Here is a 26,904-nt window from a genome sequence, read left to right as displayed (position 1 = left end):
CCGGGCGCGCGTGATGTTGGGTTCCGTCGCCGCCGAGATCGTCGCGCTGGTGCTGCTGGCCGCTGTGCTGACCTTCGCCATGGCGCAGCCTCGGGGGCTGCCGGAGGCGTTGGTCGCGGTGCCGGCGGCGGGTCTGACGGTGGTGCTCGGGCTGGTCGCTCCCTCGGAGGCGGTGCGGAAGGTCGCTGAGCTGGGGCCCACCGTGGGGTTCCTCGCGGCGATCCTGGTGCTGGCTCATCTGGCCGACTCGGCGGGGGTGTTCCGCTGGTTGGGTTGGCGGCTGGCGGCGGCCAGCGCCGGGCGGCCGGTGCGGCTGCTCGGGTTGGTGTTCGTGGCCGCGTCGGTCACCACCGCGGCGCTGAGCCTGGACGCCACCGTGGTGCTGTTGACCCCGGTGGTGTTCGGGACGGCGGCGCGGTTGCGGCTGCGGCCCAAACCGCACGTCTACGCGTGTACCCATCTGGCCAACTCGGCGTCGACGTTGCTTCCGGTGTCGAACCTGACCAACCTGCTGGCGTTCTCCGCCTCGGGGCTGTCGTTCACGGCGTTCGGCGCTCTCATGGCGTTACCGTGGCTGGCCGCGATCGGCGTCGAGTACCTGGTGTTCCGGCGGTTCTTCGGCGCCGATCTGGCCGGACGGGCCGAACCGCAGTCCGCCGAAGCTGAGGCCGCACCCCGGTTCGCGCTCACGGTCCTCGCGGTGACTCTCGCCGGGTTCGGCGCCTCGGGGGCGATCGGGGTGGATCCGGCGTGGGTGGCGGTGGCCGGCGCGGTGGTGCTGGCCGTGCCCGCCCTGGTGTCGCGGAGGGTGCGGGTCACCGAGCTGGTGTCCTCGGCCTCGCCGCTGTTCTGTCTGTTCGTTCTGGCGCTGGGTGTCGTGGTCGCGGGGGTCACCTCGCACGGACTGGGTGATACGCTCGCCGCGCTCATCCCGGCGGCACCGTCGTTGCTGGGTCTGCTGGCCGTTGCGGCACTGGCGGCGGCACTGGCGAACCTGGTGAACAACCTGCCCGCGACGTTGGCGCTGTTGGGTGCCCTCGGGCCGGGCACCCATCCCGGTCTGGTGCTCGCCGTGCTCCTCGGGGTGAACATCGGCCCCAACCTGACCTACGTCGGTTCGCTCGCCACGCTGCTGTGGCGGCGGGTGCTGGCCGGGTTGAGCGGCTCGGACTCGTCACCGTCGCCGAGGGAGTTCGTCCTGCTCGGGCTACTCACCGTGCCGGCTTGTCTGGTCGCGGCGGTCCTGGCGTTGTGGTTCGGCTTGACGGTCGGTCGAGGATGGCTCGTATGAGCTCGCAACGCGCGGTCGTGTGGATCACCGAGGGCACCTGGACGGCCACGGTGGACGCCGCGGCGGCGCTCGCCGAGGCCGCCACGATGGAGATCGTGCTGCTGCACATCGTGGACGTCGAGATCAGCGAGGCCCTGCACGGCGCGTTCGGCGGGTTGCTCGGCCGGCACAGCCCGAGCCACGACCCTGGCGGGGCCGTGGCGGATCTGGCGGACGCCGAATCGGAGCAGCTGCTCGCCGCGGCGGCGGACCGGCTGGGGCACCCGTCGCGGCGCGAGGTCCGGTCGGGCCGGGTGGAACGTGAGGTCGTCGCGGCCTGCCAGGGTGCGTCGCTGCTGGTCTGCGCACGCGACGGTGACCATTCGCGTCTCGGCCCGCACAGCCTGGGCCCGACGACCCGGTTCGTGGTCGACCACGCGCCGTGCGCGGTGTTGTTGATCTGGCCTGACCGGACCCCGGACATCGAGTCGATCCCTCCCCCGCCACCAGCGCATTAGGGCACACTGGCGAGGTGGAACAGGGCGCGCCGGTCGTGAGGTGGCACCAGCCGCATCCGAGCTTCGCCGCCCACGTACGCCGGATCGCCGGGTTCACCGGGCGGGCCAGCGGCTCGCAGTGCCGCACGGAGCTGCCCGCCGCGGGTGTCACGCTGATCCTCGGGTTCGGCGACCGGATCCGGATCAGCTCCGCCACCGGGTCCGGGATGTTCACATCGTTCCTCGCCGGCCTGCACGAGATCCCGGTGGACACCGAGCACAGCGGAACACTGAGCTGCCTGCAGATCGACCTGACCCCGCTGGGTGCGTACCGGCTGCTGGGCATGCCGATGTCCGATCTCGCCGACACCGTCGTGGACGTCGGACAGCTACGCCGGCCCGGCTGGCGGGACCTCGCCGAGCAACTCGCCGATTCAGCAACCTGGACCGATCGGTTCCGTCTTGTCGAGCGCGCCTGGGCGGCTGGTGGGAGGACGGGCCGACCGAGGATCCCGAGGTGGCCTGGGGCTGGCGCGCCCTGTCCCGTACGCACGGGGCGGTGCCGGTGTCCCGGCTGGCGGCCGAGGTCGGGTGGAGCCGGCGGCACTTCACCAGCCGGTTCACGCGGCAGGTGGGCCTGACGCCCAAGTCGACCGGTCAGTTGCTGCGGTTCGGGCGCGCGCTGACGCTGCTCACCGGGCCCGGTCTGCTGATGCCGGAGACCGCCGCACCGAGCCCGATGTCGATCAGCGAGGTGGCCGCTGAGACGGGCTACGCCGACCACAGCCACCTGGTCAGGGAGTTCCGCCGACTCACCGGCCTTCCGCCCTCGGCGTTGGTACGTCGGGCGGCGAGCTGAACCAGGTCACATTCGTCCAAGCCGGCGGGCACGGCGGGCCTCTAGCGTCGTCGCATGGACGAGAACGCACCGAGTATCTACCCGACACTCCGCTATGCCGACGCACCTGCCGCGATCCGGTTCCTGACCGACGCCCTCGGACTCACCGTCGACCACGTCGTCGAAGCGGCCGACGGCACGGTGCCGCACGCGACGCTCAGCTGGGGCCACGGCGTCGTCATGATCAGCTCGAGGCCGAGCGAGCCGAGCCCGTTCGACACCGGACGTGCCTGTCTGTATCTGGCGGTCGCCGACCCGGACGCCGCGCACGATCGGGCGGTGGCGGCGGGCGCTCAGGTCGTCATGGGCCTCACCGACCAGGAGTACGGCTCACGGGAGTTCGCCGTGAACGACCCGGAGGGCAACGTGTGGTGTTTCGGCACCTACCAGCCGGCGGCCTCTCGACCGGCCGCACCGTGACGCCGCCCACCCTCGCGTGACGGCGCGGCACGCCACGTGCCGCCGACGACGGGTCGTCGGGATACCGTCCGTTCTCGTGACGGTCTCCTCGCCAGGTCAGCTGGTGTTCCTTGTCTTAGCCGGGCTGGTCGCGGGTGCGGTCAACGCGATCGCGGGCGGGGGCTCGCTGCTGGTGTTCCCCGCTCTGCTCGCGGTGGGGCTGCCGCCGCTCGCGGCGAACGTGACCAACTCGGTGGCACAGTGGCCGGGCTACGCGGGCACGATCTTCGGTGCCCGCACGCAGCTCGACGGTCAACGGGTCAGGGTGCTGAGCACGATCGGTGTCGCCGCCGTGGGTGCCGCGGTCGGCGCCGCGCTGCTGCTGGTCCTGCCCGGCAAGGTGTTCAACGCGATCGTCCCCGGCCTGGTGCTGCTCGCCGCGCTGCTGCTCGCGGTCGCGCCTCAGCTCAAACGCTGGATCGGAAACCCTGACCCGGAGGCGCCCGACCGCCGGATCATCCTGCTGCCGGCGATCTTCGTCGCGTCGGTGTACGGCGGGTACTTCGGCGGTGCGCTCGGGGTCATCCTCATCTCGGTGCTGTCGCTGTGCGCCCACGACAGGCTCGTCCGGCTCAACGCGGTCAAAGCCGTGTTGTCGCTGGTGGTCGCCACCGTCACGGTCGTGGTGTTCGCCCTGGGCGCGCCCGTGTACTGGTTCGCGGTCCTGCTGATCGCGCCGGCGACCCTGATCGGCGGCTACCTGGGTGCCCGCATCGCCAACGTGCTGCCCGAGGCCGTGCTCCGCTGGTCGGTCGTGCTGCTCGGTATCGCGGTGGCGGTCTATCTCTGGCTCAAACCGAGCTAGTGCCCCGCGGTTAGGCAGGTGACCGCCAGCGCGGTGCCGAGCAGCCCGACCACCTGGAGCGGGTTGAGGCGTTCGCGCAGGACGGTCAGTCCCAGCAGCACCGGGATCGCCGGGTACAGCGAGGACAGGACGACCACGATCGCCAGCAGGTCCTGTCTCGACGCCACCAGGTAGGCGACCAGCGCCAGCGCCGCGCACCCGCCGGTCGCCGCGGCGCCGAGGAACCGGCGGGCTGACAGCCGCGCGGGGCCGGAGGCGAGCCGCAGCAGCGGCACCACCGCCAGGGTGGCGGTGACCCTGCCCGCGACGACGGGCCAGATGCCCGCCGCCGGTCCGGCGCTGGCCAGCGCCAGGTACTGCAGCCCGATCCCGACGCTCGAGATCAGCCCGTCGCCCAGCGCCGCCGTGATCCGGCCACCCCGCTCGGCCCTCGACACCAGCCACAGCGCGGGTACCGAGACCACGATGCCCACGGCGGACAACGTCGACGGCCGGTCTCCCAGAACCGCCACCCCGACCAGGACGGGGATGGCGAGGCCGCCCACCGCGCTGATCGGCACGACAACGCTCATGGCTCCTCGGCTGAGGCCCCGGTACAGGAACGCCATGGCGACACCGGTCCCGATCCCCGACAGCCCACCCCAGGCCACGTCGACCACCGTCACCTGGGCGGGGACGAAACAGGCCGCGACGAGGGTGAACACCAGTCCCGCTGCCTGGCCGACCAACGCGACCACGGCGAAGTTCGCCCTCCGCGACAGCAGCCCGCCGGTGAAGTCCGCGATGCCGTAACAGACCGAGGACGCGAGCGCGAGCAGCAGACCCACGCTCAGTGCCCCGTCGCTCGACCGGCCGCACCCACCGGGCACTCGGCCCCTGAGATGCAGGTCTCCCGGTCGCACAAACGGCAGAGCAGGTCGGTGCTGCCCACCTTGCGGTACAGGCGGGTGAGCAGGGCCTCCAGAGCCACGTCCAAGGCGGCGCGCTCGTCATCGGCCAGCTCCTCGACCAGCTCCGTCAGCGCCCCGGCTCGCGCCGTGAGTATCCGGTCCACGACCCGTCGCCCGTCGGCGCGCAGGTGAAGCGCCACTTCGCGCCCGCCGCCCGGCTGGCGATCCACCAGTTGCGCATCCCGCAGCGAGTCGACCATCCGCGCGGCGGCCGACTGGGACAGTCCGATCCGCCGTCCCAGCTCGGTGACGCTCAGCCCGGGTGCGTCCGCCAGCACGACCAGGGCGGCGGCACCGCTCGCGCTGACCCCCGACGTCGCTCGCACCCGGGCCATCATCAGCTCGGTCACCCCCAGCGCGGCGGCGCCGAGAAGGTTCGTGGTCCGCGTCGCATCATGCATGACTCATGCATTACCGATCGCACAGCGCCCAAACGTGGTGCTGAGATTCCCGACTCGGTGTGCTGAGACGCCCGACTCGCGGGGGTTGGGCGGGTCAGAAGGTTCTGTTCACCAGGCGGACCGAGGCTCCGCCGTCGGCGTAGAAGTCGGCCACCGAGAGCGATGCCAGGTCCAGGTGCAGGCGGTAGAGGAGGGTCGGACCGACGTCCAGCGCCAGCCGCAGCAGCATCTTGATCGGGGTGACGTGGCTGACCAGCATCACGGTCTGTCCCGCGTAGGCGGCCAGCACCTCGTCGCGCAGCACGGCGATACGGCGGCCGACGTCGGCGAAGCTCTCACCGCCGGGCGGTGGAACCGTCTCGTCGCCGAGCCAGCGGGCGTGCAGCTCCGGGTCGCGCTCGCGCGCCTCGGGGAACGTCAGGCCGTCCCAGACGCCGAAGTCGGTCTCGAGCAGCCCGTCATGCGTCGTCACCGGGACGCCCAGCGCCTTGGCGACCGGTTCCGCGGTCTGCTGCGCCCTCCCCAGCGGCGAGCACAGCACGACGCCGGTCGACCCGGCGCCGTCGATCGTGTGGATCCCGGCGGCGACCGCCTGTGCCTGCGCCAGCCCCAGCTCGGTCAGCTCGGGGTCGCCGCGACCGGAGTAGCGGCGCGCGGCGGACATCGCGGTCTGGCCGTGGCGCAGCAGCAACAGGCGGGTCGGGCGGCCCTTCTGCCCGGTCCAGCCCGCCGAAGCAGGTGCCGGGGAGCTCACCGGGCGGCCTGCGCATCCATCGCCAGGTTGGCCAGCCGGTCCGCGCGTGTGTTGCGAGCCCGGGGGATCCAGCTGTACCGGACGGTGCCGATCTCCCGCGCGACCTCGCCCGCCTCCTTGGCCAGCGGCTGCATCGCCGGGTGCTTGATCTTCCAGCGACCGGACATCTGTTCCACGACGAGCTTCGAGTCCATCCGGACGTCGACCTCGTCGGCACCCAGCTCCAGCGCGGCACGCAGCCCCGCGATGAGCCCCTGGTACTCGGCGACGTTGTTGGTGGCGATGCCCAGCCCTTCGGACCGTTCGGCGAGCACCTCGTCGGACACGGCGTCGCAGACGACCGCACCGTAACCGGCCGGACCGGGGTTGCCCCGGGAGCCGCCGTCCGCCTCGACCACGACTCTCACAGGCCGGACTCCGACGTACGCACCATGATCACTCCGCATTCCTCGTGCCGCACGACCTCGTTGGCCGGCGCGGACTTGATCTGGCTCAGCTCCTGCCGGTCGACCTCCAGCCGGCAGCCCCCGCAGTGCCGGGCACGCAGCAGCGCCGCTCCGGCCCCGCCCTTGGCTCGCAGCGACTCGTACAGCGCGAGCAGGTCGGCGGGCAGCGCGGCGACGATCGGTTCGCGGTCGCGGCGCCGACCGGCCTCGGTGGCGTCGAGGTCGGCGGACGCACTGTCCCTGCGCTCGGTCGCGTCCGCGAGGCGCTGCTCCGACGTGGCGAGCTCGGCCCGGGCCGCGTCCAGGTTGGTCTGGACCGCCTCGCGCTGCTCCATGATCTCCAGCAGCTCGTCCTCGAGCACACCTTGGCGCCGGCTCAGCGTCTCCAGCTCGTGCTGCAGGTCAGCGGCCTGCTTGGCGGAGACACCGGCGGCGGCGAGCATGTTCTTGTCCCGCTCCTCGCGGGCGCGGACACCGTCGACGTCGCGTTCCAGACGTCGGATGTCGCGGTCGAGGTCACCGGCGGAGGTCTCGGCGGCCACCACCGCGTCCTTGCGCTCCCGTACTTCTTTCTCCGCCTCGGTGATCTCGGCCAGCTCCGGCATGGTGCGCCTGCGGTGGTCGATCCGGTTCAACTCGGCGTCGACATCGGCCAGTACCAGCAGCCGTTGCTGGACGGCGGGTTCGGCGATCACTGTGTTGTTGTCCTTCCTGCGACTCCTGGACCCGCACTCGCGGCGACTGTCCAGGGGTCGGTGCGCCGCCACGAGACGGATACGTCGACCGTACCGTCCAGACCGGTTCTGATCAGGGACGCCGCCTGCTCGCACCAGGGGTGTTCCGATGCCCAGTGCGCGACGTCCACCAGCGCGGGTGTCCGTCTACCCGGCACGGAACCGGCGAGGACGTGTTCCCCGGCCGGATGGTGGCGCAGGTCGGCGGTGAGGTAGACGTCGGCGCCCTCGGCGGTGGCTGCGGTCAACGCGGAGTCACCCGCGCCGCCGCACACCGCGACGCGGTGCACCAACCGATCGGGGTCACCGGCCGCGCGCACGCCCCACACGGTCGCGGGCAGCGCCCGCGCGGCGCGTTCGGTGAACGCCGCGAGCGTCTCCGGTGCCGGCAGCTCGCCGATCCGTCCGAGTCCTCGCCGACCGGGGATCTCGGCGAGCTCCAGCAGGTCGAAGGCCGGTTCTTCATAGGGATGGGATGCCCGCAGCGCCTCGACGACCGCGCGTCTCCGTGCCCGGGGCAGTACGAGCTCCAGCCGGGTCTCCGCGACCCGTTCCAGGTCCCCGACCCGACCGATGGCCGGCTGGGCGCCCTCGTGCGGCAGGAACTGTCCGGTGCCCTCGGTGCTCCACGCGCAGTGGCTGTAGTCACCGATCTGCCCGGCACCGGCGTCGGCGAGCGCGTCGAGGACGCGAGCGACCGGGCCACCGGCCGGCACGAAGGTGATGATCTTGTCGAGCGCTTCGGTCGCGCGCGGCTGCAGCGGCCCGCTGACCGTCACACCGAGTGCTTCGGCCAGCGCATCGGACACGCCGGGGTCCGCGCTGTCGGCGTTGGTGTGCGCGGTGTACAGCCCGACGCCGCTCCGGATCAGGCGGTCGATCAGGCGTCCCTTCGGCTGGTTGGCGGGCACGCCGTGCACTCCGCGCAGCAACAGGGGGTGGTGGGTGAGCAGCAGCTGGGCCGACTGCTCGATCGCCTCGTCGACGGTCTCGGGGACCGGGTCGACCGCGACGAGCACCCTGGACACCTCGGCGTCCGGGTCGCCGCAGACCAGCCCCACCGCGTCCCAGGACTCGGCCAGCGCGGGCGGATACGCGCGCTCCAGCACGTCGAGCACATCCTGCATGCGCACGGTCACGAACCGGTCTCCCCTTGCTCGTCGGTGAAATTTCGGCCACGTCACCGTAGTGCGTCAGCGCATCGGCGCTGTCCCGGGCAGCGCGGATCGCAGCGCCTCGACGAGAACCCCCGCACGCTCGGGTGCACGGACGGCGACGCGCAGATGGTCCTCGGTGAGGCCGGGGAACGTGTCGGCACGACGCACCGCGATGCCCGCCGCACGCAGCCGGGCCCGCACCTGTGCACCGTCGGGCACGTGCAGCAGCAGGAACGGCGCGGCGGCCGGCTGGTGCACGGTCACCCCGGGCAACGCGTCGAGCGCGTCGATCATCCACCGGCGGTGCTCCGCGATCTCCTTCGCGGCCAGGTCCGCGAGCGCCACCGCGTCCGGTTCGCAGCAGGCACGGACCGCTTCCAACGCGAGCGTGCCGACCGGCCACGGCGGACGGGCCTCGGCGACGCGGGAGAGCAGCTCGGGATGTCCGAGCAGGTAGCCGGCGCGCAGCCCGGCCAGCGCCCAGGTCTTCGTCAGGCTGCGCAGCACCACCAGCCCGGGCGTCGAGCGGTCACCGGACAGCGACTCCGGTTCGCCGGGCGTGGCGTCGGTGAACGCTTCGTCGACGACGAGGACCCGGCCGGGCCGGGCCAGCGAGCGGACCTGTTCGGCCGGGTGCAGGACCGAGGTGGGGTTCGTCGGGTTGCCCAGCACCACCATGTCCGCCTCGTCCGGGACGGCGTCCGGGAACAACCGGTGGCCTTCGGCGGCATCGGTCAGCACGCGGTGCACCCGGATCCCCGCGGTGCGCAGCGCCACCTCCGGCTCGGTGAACCCCGGGTGCACGACGGCCGCCAGCCTGGGCCGCAACGCGGGAAGGAGCGCGAAACCCTCCGCGGCGCCCGCGAGCACCAGCACCTCCTCCGGGGCCCGGCCGTGCCGCTCGGCGACCGCTTCGCGCGCGGCGAGGTCGTCGGCCCCGGACGGGTACCGGCCGAGACGGTCGAGTGCTGTGACCAGCCGTTGTCTCAACCAGTCGGGCGGCCGTTCACCCTGCACGTTGACCGCGAAGTCCACCAGACCCGGTTCGGCGTCGACGTCTCCGTGGTGAGCCAGTGGATCCATGACCGTCACCGTAAGCCCGGCCCGAAATCGGTTGACCACGGTGGGCCCGATGGGCATGGTCGGAGTCATGGTGTCGTATGCCCACGCCTGACATCGCTACGTTCGTCGCCGCGCTGCCCAAGGTCGAGCTGCACCTGCACCTGGTCGGATCCGCCTCGGTCGAGACCGTGCTCGCGCTGTCTCGCGGACACCCCGACAGCACCGTGCCCACCGATCCCGACGCGCTGGGCCGCTTCTACGAGTTCACCGACTTCGAGCACTTCCTCAACGTCTACCGCCAGGTCAACCTGCTCGTCCGCACCGGCGCCGACATCGTCACGCTGCTCGACGGGCTCGCCTCCGACCTCGCCGGCAACGCGGTCCGCTACGCCGAGGTGCAGGTCACCGCGGTGCGCAACCGGATGTCGGGCATCGAGTTCGACGACCTGGCACAGGCGCTCGCCGACGGCCGTGCACTCGCCGCCGAGAAGTACGGGGTCGAGTTCGGCTGGATCTTCGACGCGGACTCACGGCTCGGGACGGCAGGCGCGGAGGAGACCCTCGACTTCGCCCTGCGCTACCGCCCCGAGGGCACCGTGGGCCTCGGCCTCGCCGGGATGGAACGAGGCGTCAGCCGCGCCGACTACGCGCCGGTCTTCCGCCGCGCCAGGGACGCCGGGCTGCACTGCCTGCCGCACGCCGGTGAGACGGTGGGACCGGCCGAGGTGTGGGCCGCGGTGACCGAGCTGGGAGCCGAGCGCATCGGGCACGGCATCGGCTCGGTGACCGATCCTCGGCTGCTGGAACAGCTCGCGGCGCGGGACATCGCGTTGGAGGTGTGCCCTACCTCCAACGTGTGCACCGCCGCCGTTCCCGACCTGGCCGCGCACCCGCTGCCGCGCCTGCTCGCGGCCGGTGTGCCGGTCACGCTGGCCACCGACGACCCCGGCATGTTCCACACCGATCTGAACACCGAGTACCTGGTGTGCCACGAGCAGTTCGGCCTGGGTGTCGCCGAGCTGGCCGACATCGCGCGCACCGGGGCCAGGGCGGCGTTCTGCTCCGCCGAGCTGCGCGCGCGGGTGCTCGACGAGATCGACGACCTGGTCGAGGCAGTGGGTCAGGCCAGCAGGTAGCCGCCGTCGACCGGGAGCACGACCCCGGTCGTCCAGCCCGCGGCGGGGTCGGCCATCGCCACCACCCAGTGTGCGATGTCCTCGGGCAGGCCGCGGCGGCGCAGCGGGACGCGCTGCCGTTCGGTCTCCTTCACCTCGTCGATCTCCGCGTCGGACATCCCGGACCGTGCCAGGCCCTCACTCTCGGTGGGGCCCGGCGCGATCGCGTTGACGCGTACGCCCTGATCGGCCAGTTCGAGCGCCCAGCTGCGGGTCAGCTGTTCCACGGCCGCCTTGCTCGCTCCGTACTGACTCACCCCGGGCGCGGGCTTCGCGCCGAACGTGCTGGACACGTTGACGATCGAGCCCCGGGCCGCTGCGAGGTACGGCAGCGCGGCCTTGGCCAGCATCGTCGGGGCGAGCACGTTGGTCTCCCACATGGCGCGGGCCGAGTCGACGTCGAAGTCCGCCAGCATGCCGGGGCGCAGGATCGCCGCGTTGTTGACCAGCAGATCGATCCGGCCGTGTAGCTCGGCGGCCTCCCGGATCACGTTGTCGACCTCGGCCGGTGAGGCGACATCGGCGGCGAGGCTCCGGATGCCCTCGGTCAGCGCCGTCGTCGCGGCGACCGCCTCGCGCCGTCTGCCGACCACCAGCACATCCATGCCCTCACGAGCCAGAGCGACCGCCACTGCCCTGCCGATACCGGAACCACCGCCGGTCACCACCGCGGTCCGCCCGGCGAATCGGGTCGGTCGGGAATCTTGTGTCATGCCACGACGCTAAACAGTGACATCAGTGTCAGGGTCAAACTAGGAGCGTCAGTGCGGATCGGCGAGCTGGCCACACGGACCGGCGTGAGCAGACGGTCGTTGCGGTACTACGAACAGCACGAGCTGCTGTCGTCCGAGCGGACGAGCAACGGCTGGCGCACCTACGACGAGGCCGCCGTGCGCCGGGTACGCAGTATCGCCGACCTGCTCAAGGTCGGGTTGACGATCGAAGGGGTCAAGCAGCTGGTGCCGTGCCTGGAGCAGGACGACGTCTCGGTGTGCGAGGACCCCGGTCTGGCGCTGCGTATGTACGAGGCGCGGCTGGCCGTCTTCGACCAGCGCCTCGCGGAGCTGCAACACCACCGCGACCAGCTGGCCACCCTGGTCACCGCACTACGAGCCGGCGAGTCGGGAGCCCTGGCACACTGAGTCGGGAGTTTCGGCCCAAATGCCGTGTGCTGAAACCCCCGACTCGGTGTGCTGAAACCCCCGACTCGCGGGTGGGTTACGTGGACAGGAGGTCGGCGCATTTCTCGCCGACCATCATGCAGGTGATGTTGGGGTTGATCGCCGGGAGGAACGGCAGAACCGACGCATCGGCCACACGCAGGCCCGTCACACCGCGCACGCGTAGTTCGGGGTCCAGCACCGCCATCGGGTCCGAGTCCGGACCCATCTTCGCGGTGCTCGCCGGGTGGTACACCGTGTTGTGGGTCTTCGTGATGTAGTCGGCGAGGTCGTCGTCGGTCACCGCGTCCGGACCCGGCGCCAGCTCGCGCGCCACCCAGTCGGCCAGAGCCGGCTGCTCGGCGATCGTGCGCGCGAGCCGGATACCGGCGGTCATGACCCGCATGTCGTGGCCCTCGGGGTCGGTGAAGTAGCGCGGGTCGACCCGTGCCCGGTCCCTGAAGTCACGCGACCGCAGCCGCACCGTGCCCCGGGAACGTCCCCGGGTGACGTTCGGTGTCAGGCAGAACCCGTTGTCGGTGGTCGGGTAGCCCCATCGCACGGTGTTCAGGTCGAACGGCACCGAGCCGTAGTGCATCATCAGGTCCGGGCGGTCCAGGCCCGGCTCGGTTCGGCTGAACAGGCCGATCTCCCACCACTGCGTCGACGTGGTGACCATCGGTTTCGCGGCCTCCCACATGACCAGCCCCTCGACGTGGTCATCGAGGTTGGCTCCGACACCCGGTGCGTCGACCAGCACGTCGAGACCGAACTCGCGCAGGTGCTCGGCCGGGCCGATGCCGGACAGCATCAGCAGCTTGGGTGTGTCGATCGCGCCGGTGCACAGCACGACCTCGCGGCGGGCGGTGACGGTCCGCCTGCCGGGGCCGATGTCCTGCTGGTACTCCACGCCGGTCGCCCGGGTGCCCTCGAACAGGACGCGTGAGCTCCAGGCCCCGGTGCGGATCTCCAGGTTGGGCCTGCTGCCCATGATCGGGTGCAGGTAGCTGCGCGACGACGAGGCGCGCGTGCCGTCCGGGAACTGGTTGATCTGGAAGAACCCGGCCCCTTCGGTGACGGTCGTGCCCTCGTTGAACCGCACCGTGGGCAAACCGACACCGGCGGCGGCCTCCAGCACCGCGACGCCGCACGGGTCGTCCGGCGGCACCTGCATGAGATTCACCGGGCCGGACCGGCCGTGCCCGTCCCAGTCTCCGTCGTTGGTCTCCAACCGCTTGATCAGCGGCCAGCAGTCCTCGGCGCTCCACCCGGTGCACCCGGAGGCGGCCCACTCGTCGAGGTCTTCCTTCGGTGTCCAGAACGCGATGCAGGAATTGTGCGACGAGCAGCCGCCGAGCACCTTCGCCCTGGCGTGGCGCAGGAAGCTGTTGCCGTTGGTCTGCGGCTCGACCAGGTAGTCCCAGTCGTATCCGGAGTCGAGCAGTGCCATCCAGTCGGTCAACCGCAGGATGTTCGGGTCGTCGACGTCGGACGGGCCGGCTTCGAGAAGGCAGACGGTGACGTCCGCGTTCTCCGACAGCCGGGCCGCCAACGCACAACCGGACGATCCGCCACCCACGATCACATAGTCGAACTGGTCGGTCACGCCTGCTCCCCTGCTGTCGTCGGATCGATGTCGAGCTGCTTGGCCATGTGTTCGGGCAGACACCCGAGTTGATGGCGGCCCTTGCCGAAGAACCAGCCGAGGCCGATGAGCACGAGGGCTCCGATGAAGATGAACGCGATCCAGCGCACCGCGCCCTCGCCGTACACCGACGCCCTCGGCCAGGCGAGGTTGAGCGCCATGCCTGCTCCCCACAGCACCGCGAGGATGTTGACCGGCAGCCCCCACCTCCCCAGCGAGAAGTAGCCGCTGGGCGTGGCGGTCTTCTCCGGCCATTCGCCACGCAGGCGTTTGAGCAGCAACGGAGCCGTCACGAGCAGGTACGCAAGGTAGATCATGATCACCGCGACACTGGTGACGGCGGTGAAGATCTCCGGGGTGTCGATGTTGACCACCAGGATCAGCACGGCGGCCACCCCGATGACGATCGCCGGCACCACCGGGGTCTTGCGCTTCGGGTCGATCCTGGCCAGGACCGATCCCGCTGGCAGTGCGTTGTCCCGCGCCATGGCGAACATCAGCCGGATGCCGGCCGTGTGCACCGCGAGCGCGCACACGGTGACCGCCACGATGATCGCCACCAGGAAGACGGTGCCCACACCGCCGCCCAGCGCCTGCAGGACGATCAGCTGGAGCCCGCCCGCCGCCGTGGCGAGCCGAGGGTCGCCGAGGTCCGGCGCGGCCAGGATCCCGAACATCAGGATGAGCCCGCCGATGACGAAGGAGGCGATGACCGCGCGCAGGATCGCCGACGGCGCGGTGCGCCTCGGGTCGACGGTCTCCTCGCCGAGCGAGCTGGCGGTGTCGAAGCCGTACATCACGTACGCCGAGGCGAGTGCCGCGATCAGGAACGCGCCCAGGTAGCCGCCGGGGTGGGTGGCGCCCAGTCCCTGGGTGTCGAACAGAACCGTCGGCGGCCGGACGATGTTGATGCCGAGCAGCACCACGAGCAGCACCGCGGCGATCAGCTCGATGAACACACCCGCGCTGTTGATCCGGGTCATCAGCTTCACCCCGAACGCGTTCACCAGCGTGGTGAACACGATCAGGATCGCTCCCCAGATGACCGCGCTGATCCCGAAGCTGGCCCCGTTGCCGTCGCCGACCAGCTGGAACCCGGACCAGATCTTCGGCAACGTCACCTGGTACGCGAGTACGACCGCCGCGAGGGTCACCACCGATGCGGTGAACATCATCCAGCCCGCGAGCCAGGAGGTCGCGGGCCCGGCGAGGCGTTTGGCCCAGTTGTAGACCGAGCCCGCGACCGGGTAGCGCCCGGCCAGCTCGGCGAAGCACAGCGCGATCATGAGCTGACCCACGAACACCATCGGCCACGACCACCAGTAGGCCGGGCCGCCGAACTGCAGACCGAAGTAGAAGAGCTGGAAGGTGCCGGTGAGGATGGAGATGTAGCTGATGCCGGCCGCGAAGCTGGCGAACTTGCCGATCGAGCGATCCAACGACTGGCTGTACCCGAACTCGGCGAGCCCGTGGTCAGCCCCGTCCTGGTGCTGGCCCGCGCCGCCCAACCCGGAACCGTCCTGTGTAGCCGTCATGGGTACACCTCCATATCCTCAGCCCTTGAACCACCTCAGTGGTTCCGGCGCCGTGTTGTGCCAGACGTGCTTGGACTCGCGGTACTCGGCGAGACCGGTCGGGCCCAGTTCCCTGCCGTTGCCGGAGCGCTTGAATCCGCCCCATTCCGCGGCCGGGACGTAGGGGTGGTAATCATTGATCCAGACGGTGCCGTGCCGCAATGCGTTCGCGACCCGTTGCGCACGTCCCATGTCGCTGGTCCAGACCGCGCCCGCGAGTCCGTAGTCGGTGTCGTTGGCCAGCTCGATCGCCTCGGCCTCGTCGCTGAAGCGTTCGACGGTCAGGATCGGCCCGAACGTCTCCTCCCGGATGACCCGCATGTCGCGGCGGCAGTCGGCGAACACCGTGGGCCGGTGGAAGAAGCCGTCCGCCAGCTCGGGCTCCGTCGGACGGTGCCCACCGGCGACGAGCCGGGCGCCCTCCTCGATCGCCGACGCGACGAAGCCTTCGACCTTGGCCAGCTGTGCCGCCGAAACCAGCGGACCGGACTCGGTGTCGGCGTCCATGCCGCTGCCCAGTTTGATCCGCTCGGTGCGCCGTGCGACCTCGGCGACGAACTCGTCGTGGATCGAGTCCTGCACGATGAGCCGCGCACCCGCCGAGCAGACCTGGCCCGCGTGCAGGAACACGGCGGTCAGCGCGTAGTCGACGGCGGTCTCGAAGTCGGCGTCCGCGAAGACGACGTTCGGGTTCTTGCCACCCAGCTCGACGGCCAGCTTCTTCACCGTGTCGGCGCTGGCCCGGATGATCGACTGCCCGGTGGTGAGGCCGCCGGTGAACGAAACCATGTCGACGTCCGGGTGCTCCACCAGCGGGGCACCGACGTTGCGACCGTCGCCCAGCACGAGGTTGACTACGCCGCGCGGCGCGCCCGCCTCCTCCAGCAGCTCGACCAGCTTGATCGAGGTGAGCGGGGTGACCTCGCTGGGCTTGATCACCACGCTGTTACCGGCGGCGAGCGCCGGCGCGACCTTCCAGGACAGCTGCAGCAGCGGGTAGTTCCACGGGGTGATCAGCGCGCAGACCCCGACCGGCTCGTAGACGACCCGGCTGAGCACGGTGGGGATGCCCGCGTCGACGATGCGTCCCGGATCCTTGTCGGCGAGCGCGGCGTAGTAGCGGAACACCGCGGTGACGTCGTCGACGTCGATGCGGCTCTCCACCAGCGTCTTGCCGGTGTCCTGGGTCTCGGTGTGCGCGATCTCTTCCTTGTCCCGCACCAGCAGCTCGGCCACCCGGTGCAGCAGCGCGCCGCGTTCCGAGGCCGGTGTGCGAGCCCAGTCACCCCGGTCGAACGCGGACTTGGCCGCCGCCACTGCCGCGTCGACGTCCTCCGGCGTGGCCAGATCGACGCGGCGGACCACGCTCCGGTCGAACGGGTTGATCACGTCATCGCCGAGGGAGCCTTTCCCCTCGGTCCAGACACCATCGATGAACAGATCGGGCATGAGCTCCCTCACTCCAGAGTGTGTTGCATTCTGCACAACTCGATGTGCGTGGCGCAACTGCCGTTCTCAGGACAGAGCGCCCGGATAGTGCCCCATGCGTGTGCTGATCTCCGCCGCTCCGACGGACAACCGGCGCGCCACCTCGGGAAAGTCGTCAGCGGTCATGCGGTAGGACGGCCCGGAGACGCTCACCGCGGCAACGACCTCACCGTTCATCCCCCGGATCGGCGCCGCGACCGAGTTGAGGCCGAGCTCCAGTTCCTCGGCGCAGCTCGCCCACCCCTGGGCACGGACCTGCTTCAGCTCCGTCCGCAGCGCCTCACCGATGATCGTGCGTTCGGTGAACCGCTCCGCGTCCTTCGCTACCGCGTCCGCGATGTCACCGGCATCGGCCCAGGCCAGCAGCACCTTGCCGCTCGAGGTGGCGTGCAGCGGCGTCCGCTTGCCCACCCAGTTGCGGGTGGTGACCATCGTGTCGCCGTGTTCCTGGGTGATGTTGGTCGCCGAACCGGAGTCCAGGATCGCGATGTTGACCGTCTCGCCGAACTCGCCGGCCAGCCGGACGCAGACCGGCCGGCCCTCCTTGGTCAGGTCCAGCTGCGCGCTGGTGGCGCCGGCGAGCCTGATCAGACCGAACCCGAGCCGGTACTTGCCGCGTTGTTCGACCTGTTCGACGAGCTGACGGTTCTCCAGGGCGACGACCAGCCGAAACGCGGTGGACTTGTGGACGTCCAAACTCTGGGCGATCTCGGTGACGCCGGCGGAGCCGTGCTCCGCGAGATACTCGAGAATGGTCAACGCACGGTCGACCGACTGAACCTGAGTCCCTGAACCGTCGGCGGAGGCACCAGGGCTTCGCTTGTTGTTCATGACGCAACTCTTAACATATAGCGCATCGAGATGCAGGGTCTGGGGGTTGCCCGCTGACCGCGCGCAGGTGCGGCCGCCGCGACCGGTGGGACTGGCCCGGATAAGAAGCCGTGAGTGTTTTGGGTTGCCCTGGCAACCCAAAACACTCACGGCTCCTCGTTGCCTGCGCAGGTGTGCGTCGTGGGATGCGCATCGCGTCTGCAGCCCCCTCACCCCGCACCGGGAATGTGGCGAGGCACGGTGCATAAGGAGGCCCCGCACAGGCGCCCGAAGGGGTTCCGCCGAAGGCGGGTAGTGCATGAGTGGCGGCTCCCAAGCCGGGGCACCAAGCGCGCGCGTCGCCGAAGGCGACATTTTTCCGAGTGGTTCCCTCTGCCCGAAGGGTTTGGGGGGCCGCGAGGAAAAGGCCCAGGCAGCGAGCCGTCAGGCGAGCCGCCTGGATCGTTCCCGGTCGGCCCGAAGGGCCTTCCGGGAACGATGGCGCGCGGAACAGGCCAGAATTCAGCTCCCGCGTCGGTCAGCCAGGCGGCCAGGTAGGTGGCCAGCGAAGCATGGACCAGCAGCCGGTACACCGGAGTGTCGTCGCCGCTGACCTGCCACAGCAGGACCGTCACCTTGGCCAGCGGGGTGTGTGCGCATCGACCGGTGGTGAACGCTCTCGGGTGCAGGTCGAGAGGGCAGCCCTTCTCCAGCAGCTCGCGGGCGAAACGGCCGCTGACCTCGATCGTGGTGCGCTCGGCCGACACGTCGACGACCGCGCCCCTCCGGCCACCGAGGGCGCCGCGCAGCGTCTCGACGAAGCCGGTCACGTCCTCGTCCGGCCCGACGATCAGCCACTCCTCGGGCGCCAGACGCAGTATCGCCCGGTTCGCGACAGTGGCGACCGCGTTCGGCGCCACTGGCAGCTCCACCCCGAGCGAGGTGGAGAGGTCGGCGATCGCGGGGCTGTCCGGGTCGACCCGCAGGGCGACGGCCGACCGGAACGCCAGCTCGACCAGCTCGACATCGTTGGGTGTGCCGGTGCGCCACCCGGCGAGCGGGCTACGTCTCGCGGCGCGGGACTCAACCGTCACGACGTGTTCCCTCCGGGTCGTAGAAGACCGGCTCGGCGATCTGCACCGGGACCACGAGCGTGCCCAGTGGCGCGATCACCGTGTGCCCGATGCGCGCCCGACCGCCCTTGACCAACGCCAACGCGAACGTGCGGTCCAACGCGGCGCTGTGGTAACTGGAGGTCACGTGCCCGACAGTGGGGACCGGGCCGCGTTCCGGGGCCACCGGGACACCCAGCGCGACGAGTCTCGCGCCGACCGGCAGCAGGGTCTCGGGGTTGGCCGGCAGGAGCCCGACCAGCTGGAGGCGGTCCTTGGCCGGTCCGGTGGGTGCGTCGCGGCCGATGAAGTTCCGGGTCGTCTTCCACGTCCTGCCGAGGTCGGCGGGTGTCACCGTGCCGTCGAGCTCGTGGTCGATGATCGGGAAGCCCTTCTCGGCGCGCAGGACCCGCATCGCCTCCGTGCCGTACGGCGTGATGCCGTGCGGCGCGCCGAGGGCGAGGAGTTCCTCCCACACCGCGAGCCCGTCCCACCCGGCAACGCTGATCTCGTAGGCGAGCTCACCGGAGAACGAGATTCGCACGATCCGGGCCGGGATACCGCCACGCAGCGGCGTCTCGCGCACGGCGAGGGACCCGAACGCCTCGGCCGAGCAGTCGAGGTCCGGGGCCAGTGCACTCAGCACCGTGCGTGAGGCCGGGCCGGTCAGCGCGATCGCCGCCCACTGCTCGGTCACCGGGGTGAAGGTGACCTGCAGTTCCGGCCACTCGGCCTGCGCCCAGTACTCCAGCCAGTCCAGGACCGCCGACGCGTTGCTCGTCGTGGTGCTCAGCTGGAACCTCTCCTCGGCGAGGCGGAGCACCACCCCGTGGTCGAAGACCGAACCGTCGGCGCGGCATATCATCGCGTAGCGGGCCGAGCCGACCGGCAGCCCGGCGACGTCGCTCGTCTGCACACGGTCGAGGAACTCGCCGGCATCCCGGCCGGTCACCTCGATCCGGCCGAGCGTCGACACGTCCTGCACCCCGACCGCTGTGCGTGCCGCACGGCATTCCCGCAGGACCGCCTCCCGCGGGCCCTCGTCACCGATCGGATAGTGGGTGGCCCGCGCCCACCGGTCGACGTGTTCGAACCGTGCGCCGTTCGCGGTGTGCCACGGGTGGAGCGGGGTCGTCCGTACCGGGTCGTGCAGTTCACCTCTGCCTCGACCGGCGAACAGGCCGAACGACGCGGCGGCACAGGCCGCAGCTGCCACCGCCTCGGTCAGGTCGACCGGTGAGTCCAGGCCGAACGACTCCGCGAGGGCCCGGGCGGCCGGCACGATGCACGACCGTCCCAGGTCGGCGCCGGTACCGAGCCCGGCACGGCGCATGGTCTGTTCGACCGAGCTGGGGCCGGCCTCGACGGCCTGCCACACGTCCTCGAGCGTGACCTCACGGCGCAGGTCGACGAGAGCGGCGGCACGCTCGGATTCGGGAACCGGCCTCGGCGCACGGTCCGGAGCGACCAGCCGGGACCGAACCGAGGGCAGCACGGGGGCACTCGCCGGGTAACCGACGTCGGTTGCCGCCGCGCCCCCCGCGCGGGCCCCTTCGGACAGGCAACCGGCGAGCGTGACGTTGCCGTTCGCCGCACCAGCGACCCGCATTCCGGGCACCGCCCCGCTGGGCAGGAACGCCGCACGCCGCTCATCCCACATCAGGTGGCCATCCGCACCGCTGTGTAGGTGCAGGGCCGGATTCCAGCCGCCGGACACTGCCAGCAGATCGCAGTCGACGAGCCGGTCGCCCGTGAGCCGCACCGACTCGATCCGTTCGTTGCCCGAGGTGCCGATGACGGCCGCTCCGGCGTGGACCTCGATCCCGGTCCGGTCGGCACGGGCGAGGAGGTCGGCGGGCGGCTCGGGGCGCGTGTCGACGATCGCGGCGACCTGCGCGCCCGCGGCGACGAGGTCGAACGCCGTGTCGTACGCGCTGTCGTTCGTGGTGAACAGCACCGCTCGCTGCCCGGGCAGCGCGGCGTAGCGGTTCAGGTAGTCGCGCACCGAGCCGGCGAGCATCACACCGGGACGGTCGTTGCCGGCGAACAGGATCGTCTGCTCGTGGGCGCCGGTCGCCAGGACCACCTGTTTCGCCCTGATGTGCCAGAGCCGCTGCCGTGCGACGTGCTCGGGCGCCCGGGCACCGAGATGTTCGGTGCGCCGCTGCGCCACGAGCAGGTAGTTGCGGTCGACGCTCAGCGCCGTCGCCCGGTTCAGCACCGTCACCTCGGACCGCGCCGCGAGCTCGGCGCACACCTGCTCGACCCAGGCCAGTATCTCGGTGTCGGTCCCGGACGGCAGCCCGCCGCCCGCTTCGGGACGGTCGTCGACCAGGATCACCCGCGCGCCGCCCTCGGACGCGGCGAGCGCGGCGGCCAGCCCGGCCGGGCCCGCGCCGACGACCAGCACATCGGTATGCCGGTAGTACTTGTCGAAGACCGAGGTCGCGTCGGGCTCCGGCAGCACGGGCGTCGAGGTGGTCCGGGCGTGCAGGCCGTCGTACAGCTCGACCGTCGTCGCCGGCACCAGTGGCCCGGGCACACCCGAGCGCGGATCGCTCACCCGCAGCCAGGCGTGCGGTTCGTCGATGCCGGAGGCCACGATTCCACGCGGCCTGCCGGACCGGCCGGGGGCGACCCGCAACCGGTCGCAGGCAATCATCGCGGACGCCACGGTGTCGCCGACGAAGCCGCTGATCACGGCGTCGTCGACGGTGGCGGTCAGCGGCGCCGCTCGATCGATCCGGCCGCCGGAGGACAGCCTCATACGGTCACCGGTCGCTGCTCGCCGCGGGGTGAGCCGGTGCGGCGGGGAGACGCCTCGTCCGCGAAACGTTCCATGCCGAACGGTCCAGCCAACGGGTGTGGTGTGCCGTTCGCCAGTACGTGGGCGAAGAGCCGGCCCGCGGTCGGGGTGGCGGCGAACGCGGCGGTGCCCCAGCCGCGGTTGAGGAAGAGGTTCTCCACTGCGGTGGCGCCGAGGATCGGCAGGCCATCGGGTGTGGTGTCCACGATCCCCGATGGCCGGTCGACCAGGTGCACCGGGCCGAGAGCGGGGAACAACTCGACCGCGGCCGCGAGCTGCTCCTCGATGACGTGGACCGAACCGCGGCCGCGATATCCGTATCGGGAGTCCGCGTCCATCACCAGCTCGCCTCGCCGCGTCTGGCGGATCCGGATCCGAGCGTGGTCGGACACCACAGCGATCGGCAGCACAGGCGCGAGCTGCTCCGAGACCAGCGCGCGCACCGCGTGGCTGCGCACCGGAACCCGCACTCCGACCTCTTCGAGCAGCGGCCCGCACGGTCCCGCGTCGGCGAACCCGATCCGGCCGGCAACGATGTCACCCGCGTCGGTCCGCACCCCGGTGACACGGTCGCCGTCCCGCAGCAGGTCGATCACGGAGCAGCCGCGGATCAGCTCCACACCGGCCCGCGCGGCTCGACGGGCGTAGGCCGTGGTCACCGTGTCCGGCTCGGCGATACCCGCACCGGGCTGCCACGCACCGCCCAGCACCGGGTACCGAACATCCGGTGAGACGTCCAGAGGCGGGCAGACCTCCCGCGCCCGGGCGGGGTCCAGCCAGTCCCCTCGGATGCCGCCGAGCCGATGGGCGTAGACGCGGTGCATGCCGTCGTTCACCTGACGCGCGGTGTGGGCGAGGCTGAGCATGCCGCACCGGTCGAACACGGACCCGTCGTCCAGCTCGGCGCCGAGCCGGGCCCACCGGCCCAGCGCGTCCCGCTGGATCGCCGCATGGTGGCCGGTCGGCTCGGTCGCCGCGATCACCTCTGCGTCGCCGCTCGACGACCAGCCGTCGTCGAGCACCGCCACGGTACCCACCTCGTGGTGCACCGCGAGGTGATAGGCGGTGGCAAGGGTGTGCGGCCCGGCACCGACCAGGACGACGTCGTAGGCACGGCTCGGCTCGGAGTCGCGCCACAGCCCATCCGGGGAATCGGGCGATGTCATGCGGGGTCCTCACGTAACACTCATATCGCTATATCAGCGAGGTTCAGGGTACGAGCGCGGCCTCCGACGTCGCCCCCGCGCCTCCGGCGAGCACCGTTCATCCCCGACGGCACCCCTGTTCGCACTGCGTGACCAGATCGTAACGCTGCCCGAAAGTGTGACAGGCTGCCCCGCCGCGATGCGCCGCCGAGTGATCAACATGACGACGACGCGCACCTCAGGTTCACACCGCGCCAGGTGCACAGAGCGCGGTGTGGACGCCGGGTGCGCGGTGTGGACTCAGTCGGTGCGACCGCTCAGGCGGCGGGCCTCCCTTTCGTGCGCCTCGGTCATCTCCTGGATCGCGATGAGCGCCTCGTCGGCGCGCGCACCGCTCAGACCGGTCGGCACGCCGCCGAAGTGGTACTCGGGGTCGAAGGGTGGTGTGTCGTGGTCGCGGCGGGCCATGAGCTTCTCGATGATCGGCTCCATGCGCCGGGCCTTCGCCTCGGCCGCCTTCTCATCGCGTTCGAGGAACTCGGGCAGAACCTCCTTGCCGAAGAGCTCCAGTGATTCCATGGTCGCGTCGTGGCTGCCCGGGTTGATCAGGAACATCACCTCGTCGACGCCGGACTCCTCGTAGCGGCGGCACCAGTCCCGCACCTGTTGCGGCGTTCCGACGGGGCCCCGGTTCGGGCCGTAGCCGACCGACGGGTCCTTGCGTACCGCTTCGGCGTAGGTCGACCACAGGTCCGTCCGACCCGGATAGTGCTGGCCGAACTTGTAGTAGTACATGATCCCGAAGCTGAAGAAGCCACCGCCGATGCCGAGCGAGGACACGGCCTTCTCCTCGGTGTCGGCACACATCAGCGGCATCTCGCCGCCGATGGCGAGGGTGTTCGCATTGACCGTGTCGAGGAACGGGACGCAGTCGTTCTCCAGGATGCTGTAGTACTCCGACACGCGTCCGGCCATGTCCTCCGGACTGACGAAGGAGAAGCTCAGCGCGCCGATCCCCCGGGCAGCGGCCATGCGCACGGTGTCGTGCCTGGTGCAGGCCACCCACACCGGGGGATGCGGCCGCTGCACCGGCTTGGGGATCACGTTGCGCGGCGGCATCGTGACGTACTTGCCCGAGTGCCCGGTGAACGGTGTCTCGGTCATGCATCGGGTGGCGACGCGTACCGCCTCCTCCCACATGATCCGCTTGTCGCCCGCGTCGACCTGGAACCCTTCGAGCTCACCGACCGTGGACGACTCACCGGTGCCGAACTCGACGCGCCCGTTCGACACGAGGTCCAGCGTCGACACCCGCTCGGCGACGCGCGCCGGGTGGTTGATCAGCGGCAGGAGGTGCATGATTCCGTGCCCGAGCCTGATCCGTTCGGTGCGCTGGCTGGCCGCGCCGAGAAAAACCTCGGGCGCCGCCGAATGACAGTACTCCTCGAGGAAATGATGCTCGGTTATCCATACGGCATGGATTCCCGCCTTGTCCGCGAGTTCGACCAGGTCCAAGGACTCCCGGAACAACTGCTGTTCGGAGGTATCGGTCCACGGGCGGGGCAACGGGAGTTCGAGAAAAAGTGAGATCCTCACGACGACTCCTCGACAGAAGAAGCTGGAATGATGGCCCGCTAGATCATCGGGATGCGGACGACGAATGAGCCGCCTCGTCCGGCGGGACCGTGCTCGGCCGGAGGCGCAGTGGTACCCGCGTGACGCCCTGCGTCTGACCGGGCGTCCATTCGACCGCCGATTCGTCCCGGAGCTCGAAATCCGGAATTCTCCGCATCACTTCTTCGAGGAGAATCCGCAACTCCAGCCTTGCGATGTGCGAACCGGGACAGCGGTGGATGTGCGCGCCGAACGCCAGGTGCCGGTTCGGGCTGCGGTTCGCGTGGAACTCACCGGCCGAGGTGAACTCGCCCGGGTCGCGGTTGGCCGCGAGCAGCGAGACGAGCACCGGCTCACCCGGTTGCAGCCGATGACCGGCGACCTCCGCCTCCGCCGTCGCGATGCGCGAGGTCTGCACCGGCGCCCACATCCGCAGGAACTCCTCGACCGCGCGCGGAATCCCAGCCGGGTTGCGGCCGAGCTGCTCACGGATTCCCGGCTCGACGGCGAGGTGGTAGAAGATCGAGCCGATCGTCTTCTGGGTGGTGTCGATACTGGCCAGCAGCAGGAGCAGACAGAACCCGAGCAGCTCCTCCTCCCCCAGCCGCGCGCCGTCCACCTCGGAGTTCAGCAGGATCGTCAGCACGTCGTCGCCTTCGGAGCCCGCCGCGGTCGCCTCCCGACGGCGGGCGAACTGCGCGGAGAAGTACTCGTGGTGCTCGGTAGCCGCCTCGACGGCCGCCTCGGGCCGGATCGCCGCCTCGTGGATGATCTTGTGGATCCAGCCCTGCAACAGTCCGGCGTCCTCGGCGGGCAGGCCCATGACGGCCGTGGCGATGAAGGACGGGAGCGGGCCGGCGAACACCTGGCACGCGTCGAAGTCGCCCTGTTCGACCGCGTCGTCGATCATCGCGTTGACCGCGTCCCGGATCGACTGCCGGTGCCGGTCCGGCGCCAGGGTCGGCGCGAATGCCTTCCCGAGCAACGTCCGGTAGCCCGCATGTTCCGGCGGGTCGATCTCCAACGGGACCATCGGGCCGCCCTGGGAATGCGGCGGGATCATTACCGAGGAAGACGAGAACAATTCCGGATTCTGCAGAACGTGTTGGGCCTCCGCGTAACCGGTGACCGCCCAAAAACCGTCGTGAAACGTACTTCGGCCGATCGGACATCGGCGACGGAGATCGTCGAACAGAGTGAGCCAGGTATCAACGGAACGACGCTGATCGTGATGGTTGAACTGCGCGTAGGCTTCCGATCGACGGACGGCGTGTTCGCATTCGCTCATCGGTGCGCTCCACTACTGCACGTTGAGACGACCCTTTCACGGACAACGCTCATCGCGGCCCGAACGAAGATTCGGCCGTAACGTGTGGGGCAGGTGTGCTTGGAGTTACAACTATAGGAGGGAGCGAAGATCGAGTCAACCGCCAGGTGGAGTGACTACTTACCCCGGGTCTCGATGAGCTCCCTGGCTTCTTCCTCCGTGGCGACCGCGGGTTGGGCGCCCTCCAGCGGGCGGCCGTTGCTCTCCTTCAACAGGTAAGCGCACACCACACCGATCACGCCGGCCGCGATGAGGTAGTAGCCGGGCCAGTTCAGGTCGCCGGTTGCCAGCACCAGCCCGCTGACCACGATCGCGGTCGTCCCACCGAACGCCGAGACGAACAGGTTGAACGTGACCGACAGGCCGCTGTAGCGGATGTGGGTGGGGAACATCGCGGGCAGCGTCGACGGGGCGGTCGAGGAGAAGCACACCAGGATCAGGCCCATGACCAGCAGGCCGAGGAACGTGGTGACCAGGCCACCGACCCGCAGCAGCAGGATCGACGGCAGCCCCAGCACGACCAGCGCACCCGCGCCGATGAGCAGGACCGGCCGTCGCCCGATCCGGTCGTTGAGCCGCCCCAGGAATGTGATCACCACGATCAGGACGATGAGCACGACGATCTGCAGCAGATTCGAGGCCTCCTCGCTGATGCCGTGCTCGCCGCTCGCCGGCAGCGTCTCGGTCAGGTAGGTCGGCACGTAGCTGGTCAGCATGTAGTTCGTGACGTTCCAAGCGATGACCAGGCCGCCCGCGAGCAGCATCGTGCGCCAGTGCTCGACGAACACCGAGCGCAGGGCCTCCTTCGCGCTGAGTCCCTCGTCCTCCTCCGAGGAGTCCACCAGCTGCTCGAACGCGGGCGTCTCCTCCAGTTTGGACCGCAGGTAGAGCCCGGCGACACCCAGCGGCAGCGCGAGCAGGAACGGCAGCCGCCAGCCCCAGCTCAGCATCTGCGCATCGGACAGGACGGCCTGCAGGATCGTGACCAGCCCGGCGCCGAGCACGTACCCGGTCAGCGTGCCGAACTCCAGCCAGCTGCCGAAGAACCCGCGCCTGCGGTCGGCGCTGTACTCGGCGATGAACGTCATGGCGCCGCCGTACTCACCGCCGGTGGACAGTCCCTGCACGACCCGGACCAGCAGCACGAGCAGCGGAGCGGCCACCCCGACCGCCGCGTAGGTGGGCAGCAGACCGAGCACGGTGGTCCCGGCCGCCATCATGATCACCGTGATGGCCAGGACCTTGGTCCGGCCGATCCGGTCGCCCAGGGGGCCGAAGATGAACCCGCCCAGCGGCCGCACCAGGAAGGACACCGCGAAGACGGCGAACGCGTAGACGATGGCCACCGGCTTCGGCAGCTCGGAGAAGAACACCTTGGTGATGATCGGCACCAGGTAGGCGTAGACGCCGAAGTCGTACCACTCGGTCACGTTGCCGATGGCCGCCGCGGCGACCGCGCGCCGCATAGTCTTCTCGTCGGTGATCGTCACGCCGTCGAGGTCGTCCGGCCCCGTACCCCCGCTCGTGCCCATGTCCGACCCCTCCCGTCCGCCTACTTGACCTTCGGACGTTAGCCGCGCGAACCATCGGACGCTGACTGGAGGACCCGGGTCGA

Annotated in this window: 24 protein-coding genes and 1 pseudogene; 8 read left to right on the top strand and 17 right to left on the bottom strand. The window is 70.5% G+C overall.

The window, feature by feature from the left end:
* Positions 1-13 precede the first annotated feature (13 nt).
* From G406_RS0133445 to G406_RS0133425, 6 genes are all read left to right on the top strand, one after another.
* Positions 14-1,291 carry an ArsB/NhaD family transporter gene (locus G406_RS0133445; RefSeq protein ID WP_211241336.1) on the top strand — a complete coding sequence of 426 codons (1,278 nt, stop codon included), beginning with the start codon at positions 14-16 and terminating at the stop codon, positions 1,289-1,291.
* Entirely contained in the window at positions 1,288-1,788 is a 501-nt protein-coding gene (locus tag G406_RS0133440) for a universal stress protein (RefSeq protein WP_037079579.1), read from the top strand. The genes G406_RS0133445 and G406_RS0133440 overlap by 4 nt, the downstream gene beginning before the upstream one ends.
* Before the next feature lie 14 nt (positions 1,789-1,802).
* On the top strand, positions 1,803-2,408 hold the full coding sequence (locus G406_RS54810) for a DUF6597 domain-containing transcriptional factor (RefSeq protein ID WP_169736835.1): 606 nt from the start codon (positions 1,803-1,805) through the stop codon (positions 2,406-2,408).
* On the top strand, positions 2,399-2,626 hold the full coding sequence (locus tag G406_RS57990; protein WP_051343014.1) for a helix-turn-helix domain-containing protein: 228 nt from the start codon (positions 2,399-2,401) through the stop codon (positions 2,624-2,626). The genes G406_RS54810 and G406_RS57990 overlap by 10 nt, the downstream gene beginning before the upstream one ends.
* 54 nt (positions 2,627-2,680) lie before the next feature.
* A complete protein-coding gene (locus tag G406_RS0133430) occupies positions 2,681-3,085 on the top strand; it encodes a VOC family protein (protein ID WP_028937174.1) in 405 nt (134 codons plus the stop codon).
* A 76-nt stretch (positions 3,086-3,161) separates the two neighbouring features.
* Positions 3,162-3,929: a sulfite exporter TauE/SafE family protein gene (locus G406_RS0133425; RefSeq protein ID WP_028937173.1), complete on the top strand. Its 768-nt coding sequence runs from the start codon at positions 3,162-3,164 to the stop codon at positions 3,927-3,929.
* Here G406_RS0133425 and G406_RS0133420 read toward each other — a convergent pair.
* The 6 genes and pseudogenes from G406_RS0133420 to cobC form a co-directional block, all read right to left on the bottom strand.
* Complete coding sequence (locus G406_RS0133420; RefSeq protein WP_028937172.1) at positions 3,926-4,756, bottom strand: EamA family transporter; 831 nt, start codon at positions 4,754-4,756, stop codon at positions 3,926-3,928. The genes G406_RS0133425 and G406_RS0133420 overlap by 4 nt on opposite strands.
* Positions 4,757-4,758: 2 nt before the next feature.
* The gene (locus G406_RS0133415; RefSeq protein ID WP_028937171.1) at positions 4,759-5,280 is read right to left on the bottom strand and encodes a MarR family transcriptional regulator; all 522 of its coding nucleotides are present in this window, start codon (positions 5,278-5,280) and stop codon (positions 4,759-4,761) included.
* Between the two features lie 94 nt (positions 5,281-5,374).
* A pseudogene (locus G406_RS51550) lies at positions 5,375-6,480 on the bottom strand (histidine phosphatase family protein).
* On the bottom strand, positions 6,438-7,175 hold the full coding sequence (locus G406_RS0133405) for a zinc ribbon domain-containing protein (protein WP_028937170.1): 738 nt from the start codon (positions 7,173-7,175) through the stop codon (positions 6,438-6,440). Before G406_RS0133405 ends, G406_RS51550 begins: the two are co-directional and overlap by 43 nt.
* Positions 7,172-8,341: a Nif3-like dinuclear metal center hexameric protein gene (locus tag G406_RS51545; protein ID WP_037080051.1), complete on the bottom strand. Its 1,170-nt coding sequence runs from the start codon at positions 8,339-8,341 to the stop codon at positions 7,172-7,174. Before G406_RS51545 ends, G406_RS0133405 begins: the two co-directional genes overlap by 4 nt.
* Positions 8,342-8,407: 66 nt before the next feature.
* Positions 8,408-9,454, bottom strand: coding sequence for an Rv2231c family histidinol phosphate aminotransferase CobC (cobC, locus tag G406_RS0133395; RefSeq protein ID WP_037079577.1), 1,047 nt, complete (start codon positions 9,452-9,454; stop codon positions 8,408-8,410).
* Positions 9,455-9,531: 77 nt separating this feature from the next.
* On the opposite strand from cobC, the gene add reads away from it, so the two are divergent.
* The gene (add, locus tag G406_RS0133390; protein WP_037079575.1) at positions 9,532-10,569 is read left to right on the top strand and encodes an adenosine deaminase; all 1,038 of its coding nucleotides are present in this window, start codon (positions 9,532-9,534) and stop codon (positions 10,567-10,569) included.
* Here add and G406_RS0133385 read toward each other — a convergent pair.
* The gene (locus G406_RS0133385; protein ID WP_028937167.1) at positions 10,554-11,321 is read right to left on the bottom strand and encodes an SDR family NAD(P)-dependent oxidoreductase; all 768 of its coding nucleotides are present in this window, start codon (positions 11,319-11,321) and stop codon (positions 10,554-10,556) included. The two genes, add and G406_RS0133385, sit on opposite strands and share 16 nt — an antisense overlap.
* Positions 11,322-11,372: 51 nt before the next feature.
* Between G406_RS0133385 and G406_RS0133380 the strand changes: the two genes are divergently transcribed.
* Positions 11,373-11,750 (top strand): MerR family transcriptional regulator, encoded by a 378-nt coding sequence (locus tag G406_RS0133380; protein WP_037079573.1) that lies wholly within the window; start codon positions 11,373-11,375, stop codon positions 11,748-11,750.
* Positions 11,751-11,826: 76 nt separating this feature from the next.
* Here the strand turns inward: G406_RS0133380 and G406_RS0133375 are convergent, their stop codons facing one another.
* The 10 genes from G406_RS0133375 to G406_RS0133330 all read right to left on the bottom strand — a co-directional run bounded on the left by G406_RS0133375 (position 11,827) and on the right by G406_RS0133330 (position 26,821).
* The gene (locus tag G406_RS0133375) at positions 11,827-13,374 is read right to left on the bottom strand and encodes a GMC family oxidoreductase (protein WP_028937165.1); all 1,548 of its coding nucleotides are present in this window, start codon (positions 13,372-13,374) and stop codon (positions 11,827-11,829) included.
* On the bottom strand, positions 13,371-14,948 hold the full coding sequence (locus tag G406_RS0133370) for an APC family permease (protein ID WP_051343013.1): 1,578 nt from the start codon (positions 14,946-14,948) through the stop codon (positions 13,371-13,373). Before G406_RS0133370 ends, G406_RS0133375 begins: the two co-directional genes overlap by 4 nt.
* An 18-nt stretch (positions 14,949-14,966) precedes the next feature.
* On the bottom strand, positions 14,967-16,436 hold the full coding sequence (locus tag G406_RS0133365; RefSeq protein WP_028937163.1) for an aldehyde dehydrogenase family protein: 1,470 nt from the start codon (positions 16,434-16,436) through the stop codon (positions 14,967-14,969).
* A gap of 66 nt (positions 16,437-16,502) precedes the next feature.
* Positions 16,503-17,306, bottom strand: a complete 804-nt coding sequence (locus tag G406_RS0133360) for an IclR family transcriptional regulator (protein WP_028937162.1) — start codon at positions 17,304-17,306, stop codon at positions 16,503-16,505.
* 209 nt (positions 17,307-17,515) lie between these two features.
* The gene (locus G406_RS51540; RefSeq protein WP_051343012.1) at positions 17,516-18,379 is read right to left on the bottom strand and encodes a sarcosine oxidase subunit gamma; all 864 of its coding nucleotides are present in this window, start codon (positions 18,377-18,379) and stop codon (positions 17,516-17,518) included.
* Positions 18,369-21,164, bottom strand: coding sequence for an FAD-dependent oxidoreductase (locus tag G406_RS0133350; protein WP_028937161.1), 2,796 nt, complete (start codon positions 21,162-21,164; stop codon positions 18,369-18,371). Before G406_RS0133350 ends, G406_RS51540 begins: the two co-directional genes overlap by 11 nt.
* Complete coding sequence (locus G406_RS51535) at positions 21,161-22,369, bottom strand: FAD-dependent oxidoreductase (protein ID WP_064743112.1); 1,209 nt, start codon at positions 22,367-22,369, stop codon at positions 21,161-21,163. The genes G406_RS0133350 and G406_RS51535 overlap by 4 nt, the downstream gene beginning before the upstream one ends.
* Positions 22,370-22,648: 279 nt before the next feature.
* On the bottom strand, positions 22,649-23,944 hold the full coding sequence (locus G406_RS0133340) for an LLM class flavin-dependent oxidoreductase (protein ID WP_028937160.1): 1,296 nt from the start codon (positions 23,942-23,944) through the stop codon (positions 22,649-22,651).
* 43 nt (positions 23,945-23,987) lie between these two features.
* Positions 23,988-24,995, bottom strand: coding sequence for a cytochrome P450 (locus G406_RS51530; protein WP_051343011.1), 1,008 nt, complete (start codon positions 24,993-24,995; stop codon positions 23,988-23,990).
* 410 nt (positions 24,996-25,405) lie between these two features.
* Complete coding sequence (locus tag G406_RS0133330; RefSeq protein ID WP_028937159.1) at positions 25,406-26,821, bottom strand: MFS transporter; 1,416 nt, start codon at positions 26,819-26,821, stop codon at positions 25,406-25,408.
* Between the last annotated feature and the right edge of the window lie 83 nt (positions 26,822-26,904).

The organism is Actinospineispora spinosispora DSM 44797, assembly GCF_000429025.1.
GTDB classification, from domain to species: domain Bacteria; phylum Actinomycetota; class Actinomycetes; order Mycobacteriales; family Pseudonocardiaceae; genus Pseudonocardia; species Pseudonocardia spinosispora.
The sequence above is the reverse complement of the archived record's forward strand: the minus strand, read 5'-3'. Positions and strand labels throughout refer to the sequence as shown.

What these genes read in the sequence shown, in the direction of transcription:
- G406_RS51530 (WP_051343011.1), bottom strand. Translation starts at nt 24,995, where the DNA reads ATGGTCCCGTTGGAGATCGACCCGCCGGAACATGCGGGCTACCGGACG.
- G406_RS0133365 (WP_028937163.1), bottom strand. Translation starts at nt 16,436, where the DNA reads ATGCCCGATCTGTTCATCGATGGTGTCTGGACCGAGGGGAAAGGCTCC.
- G406_RS0133440 (WP_037079579.1), top strand. Translation starts at nt 1,288, where the DNA reads ATGAGCTCGCAACGCGCGGTCGTGTGGATCACCGAGGGCACCTGGACG.
- G406_RS0133430 (WP_028937174.1), top strand. Translation starts at nt 2,681, where the DNA reads ATGGACGAGAACGCACCGAGTATCTACCCGACACTCCGCTATGCCGAC.
- add (WP_037079575.1), top strand. Translation starts at nt 9,532, where the DNA reads ATGCCCACGCCTGACATCGCTACGTTCGTCGCCGCGCTGCCCAAGGTC.
- G406_RS0133330 (WP_028937159.1), bottom strand. Translation starts at nt 26,821, where the DNA reads ATGGGCACGAGCGGGGGTACGGGGCCGGACGACCTCGACGGCGTGACG.
- G406_RS0133360 (WP_028937162.1), bottom strand. Translation starts at nt 17,306, where the DNA reads ATGAACAACAAGCGAAGCCCTGGTGCCTCCGCCGACGGTTCAGGGACT.
- G406_RS0133445 (WP_211241336.1), top strand. Translation starts at nt 14, where the DNA reads ATGTTGGGTTCCGTCGCCGCCGAGATCGTCGCGCTGGTGCTGCTGGCC.
- G406_RS0133385 (WP_028937167.1), bottom strand. Translation starts at nt 11,321, where the DNA reads ATGACACAAGATTCCCGACCGACCCGATTCGCCGGGCGGACCGCGGTG.
- G406_RS0133350 (WP_028937161.1), bottom strand. Translation starts at nt 21,164, where the DNA reads ATGAGGCTGTCCTCCGGCGGCCGGATCGATCGAGCGGCGCCGCTGACC.
- G406_RS51545 (WP_037080051.1), bottom strand. Translation starts at nt 8,341, where the DNA reads ATGCAGGATGTGCTCGACGTGCTGGAGCGCGCGTATCCGCCCGCGCTG.
- G406_RS51535 (WP_064743112.1), bottom strand. Translation starts at nt 22,369, where the DNA reads ATGACATCGCCCGATTCCCCGGATGGGCTGTGGCGCGACTCCGAGCCG.
- cobC (WP_037079577.1), bottom strand. Translation starts at nt 9,454, where the DNA reads ATGGATCCACTGGCTCACCACGGAGACGTCGACGCCGAACCGGGTCTG.
- G406_RS0133370 (WP_051343013.1), bottom strand. Translation starts at nt 14,948, where the DNA reads ATGACGGCTACACAGGACGGTTCCGGGTTGGGCGGCGCGGGCCAGCAC.
- G406_RS0133415 (WP_028937171.1), bottom strand. Translation starts at nt 5,280, where the DNA reads ATGCATGATGCGACGCGGACCACGAACCTTCTCGGCGCCGCCGCGCTG.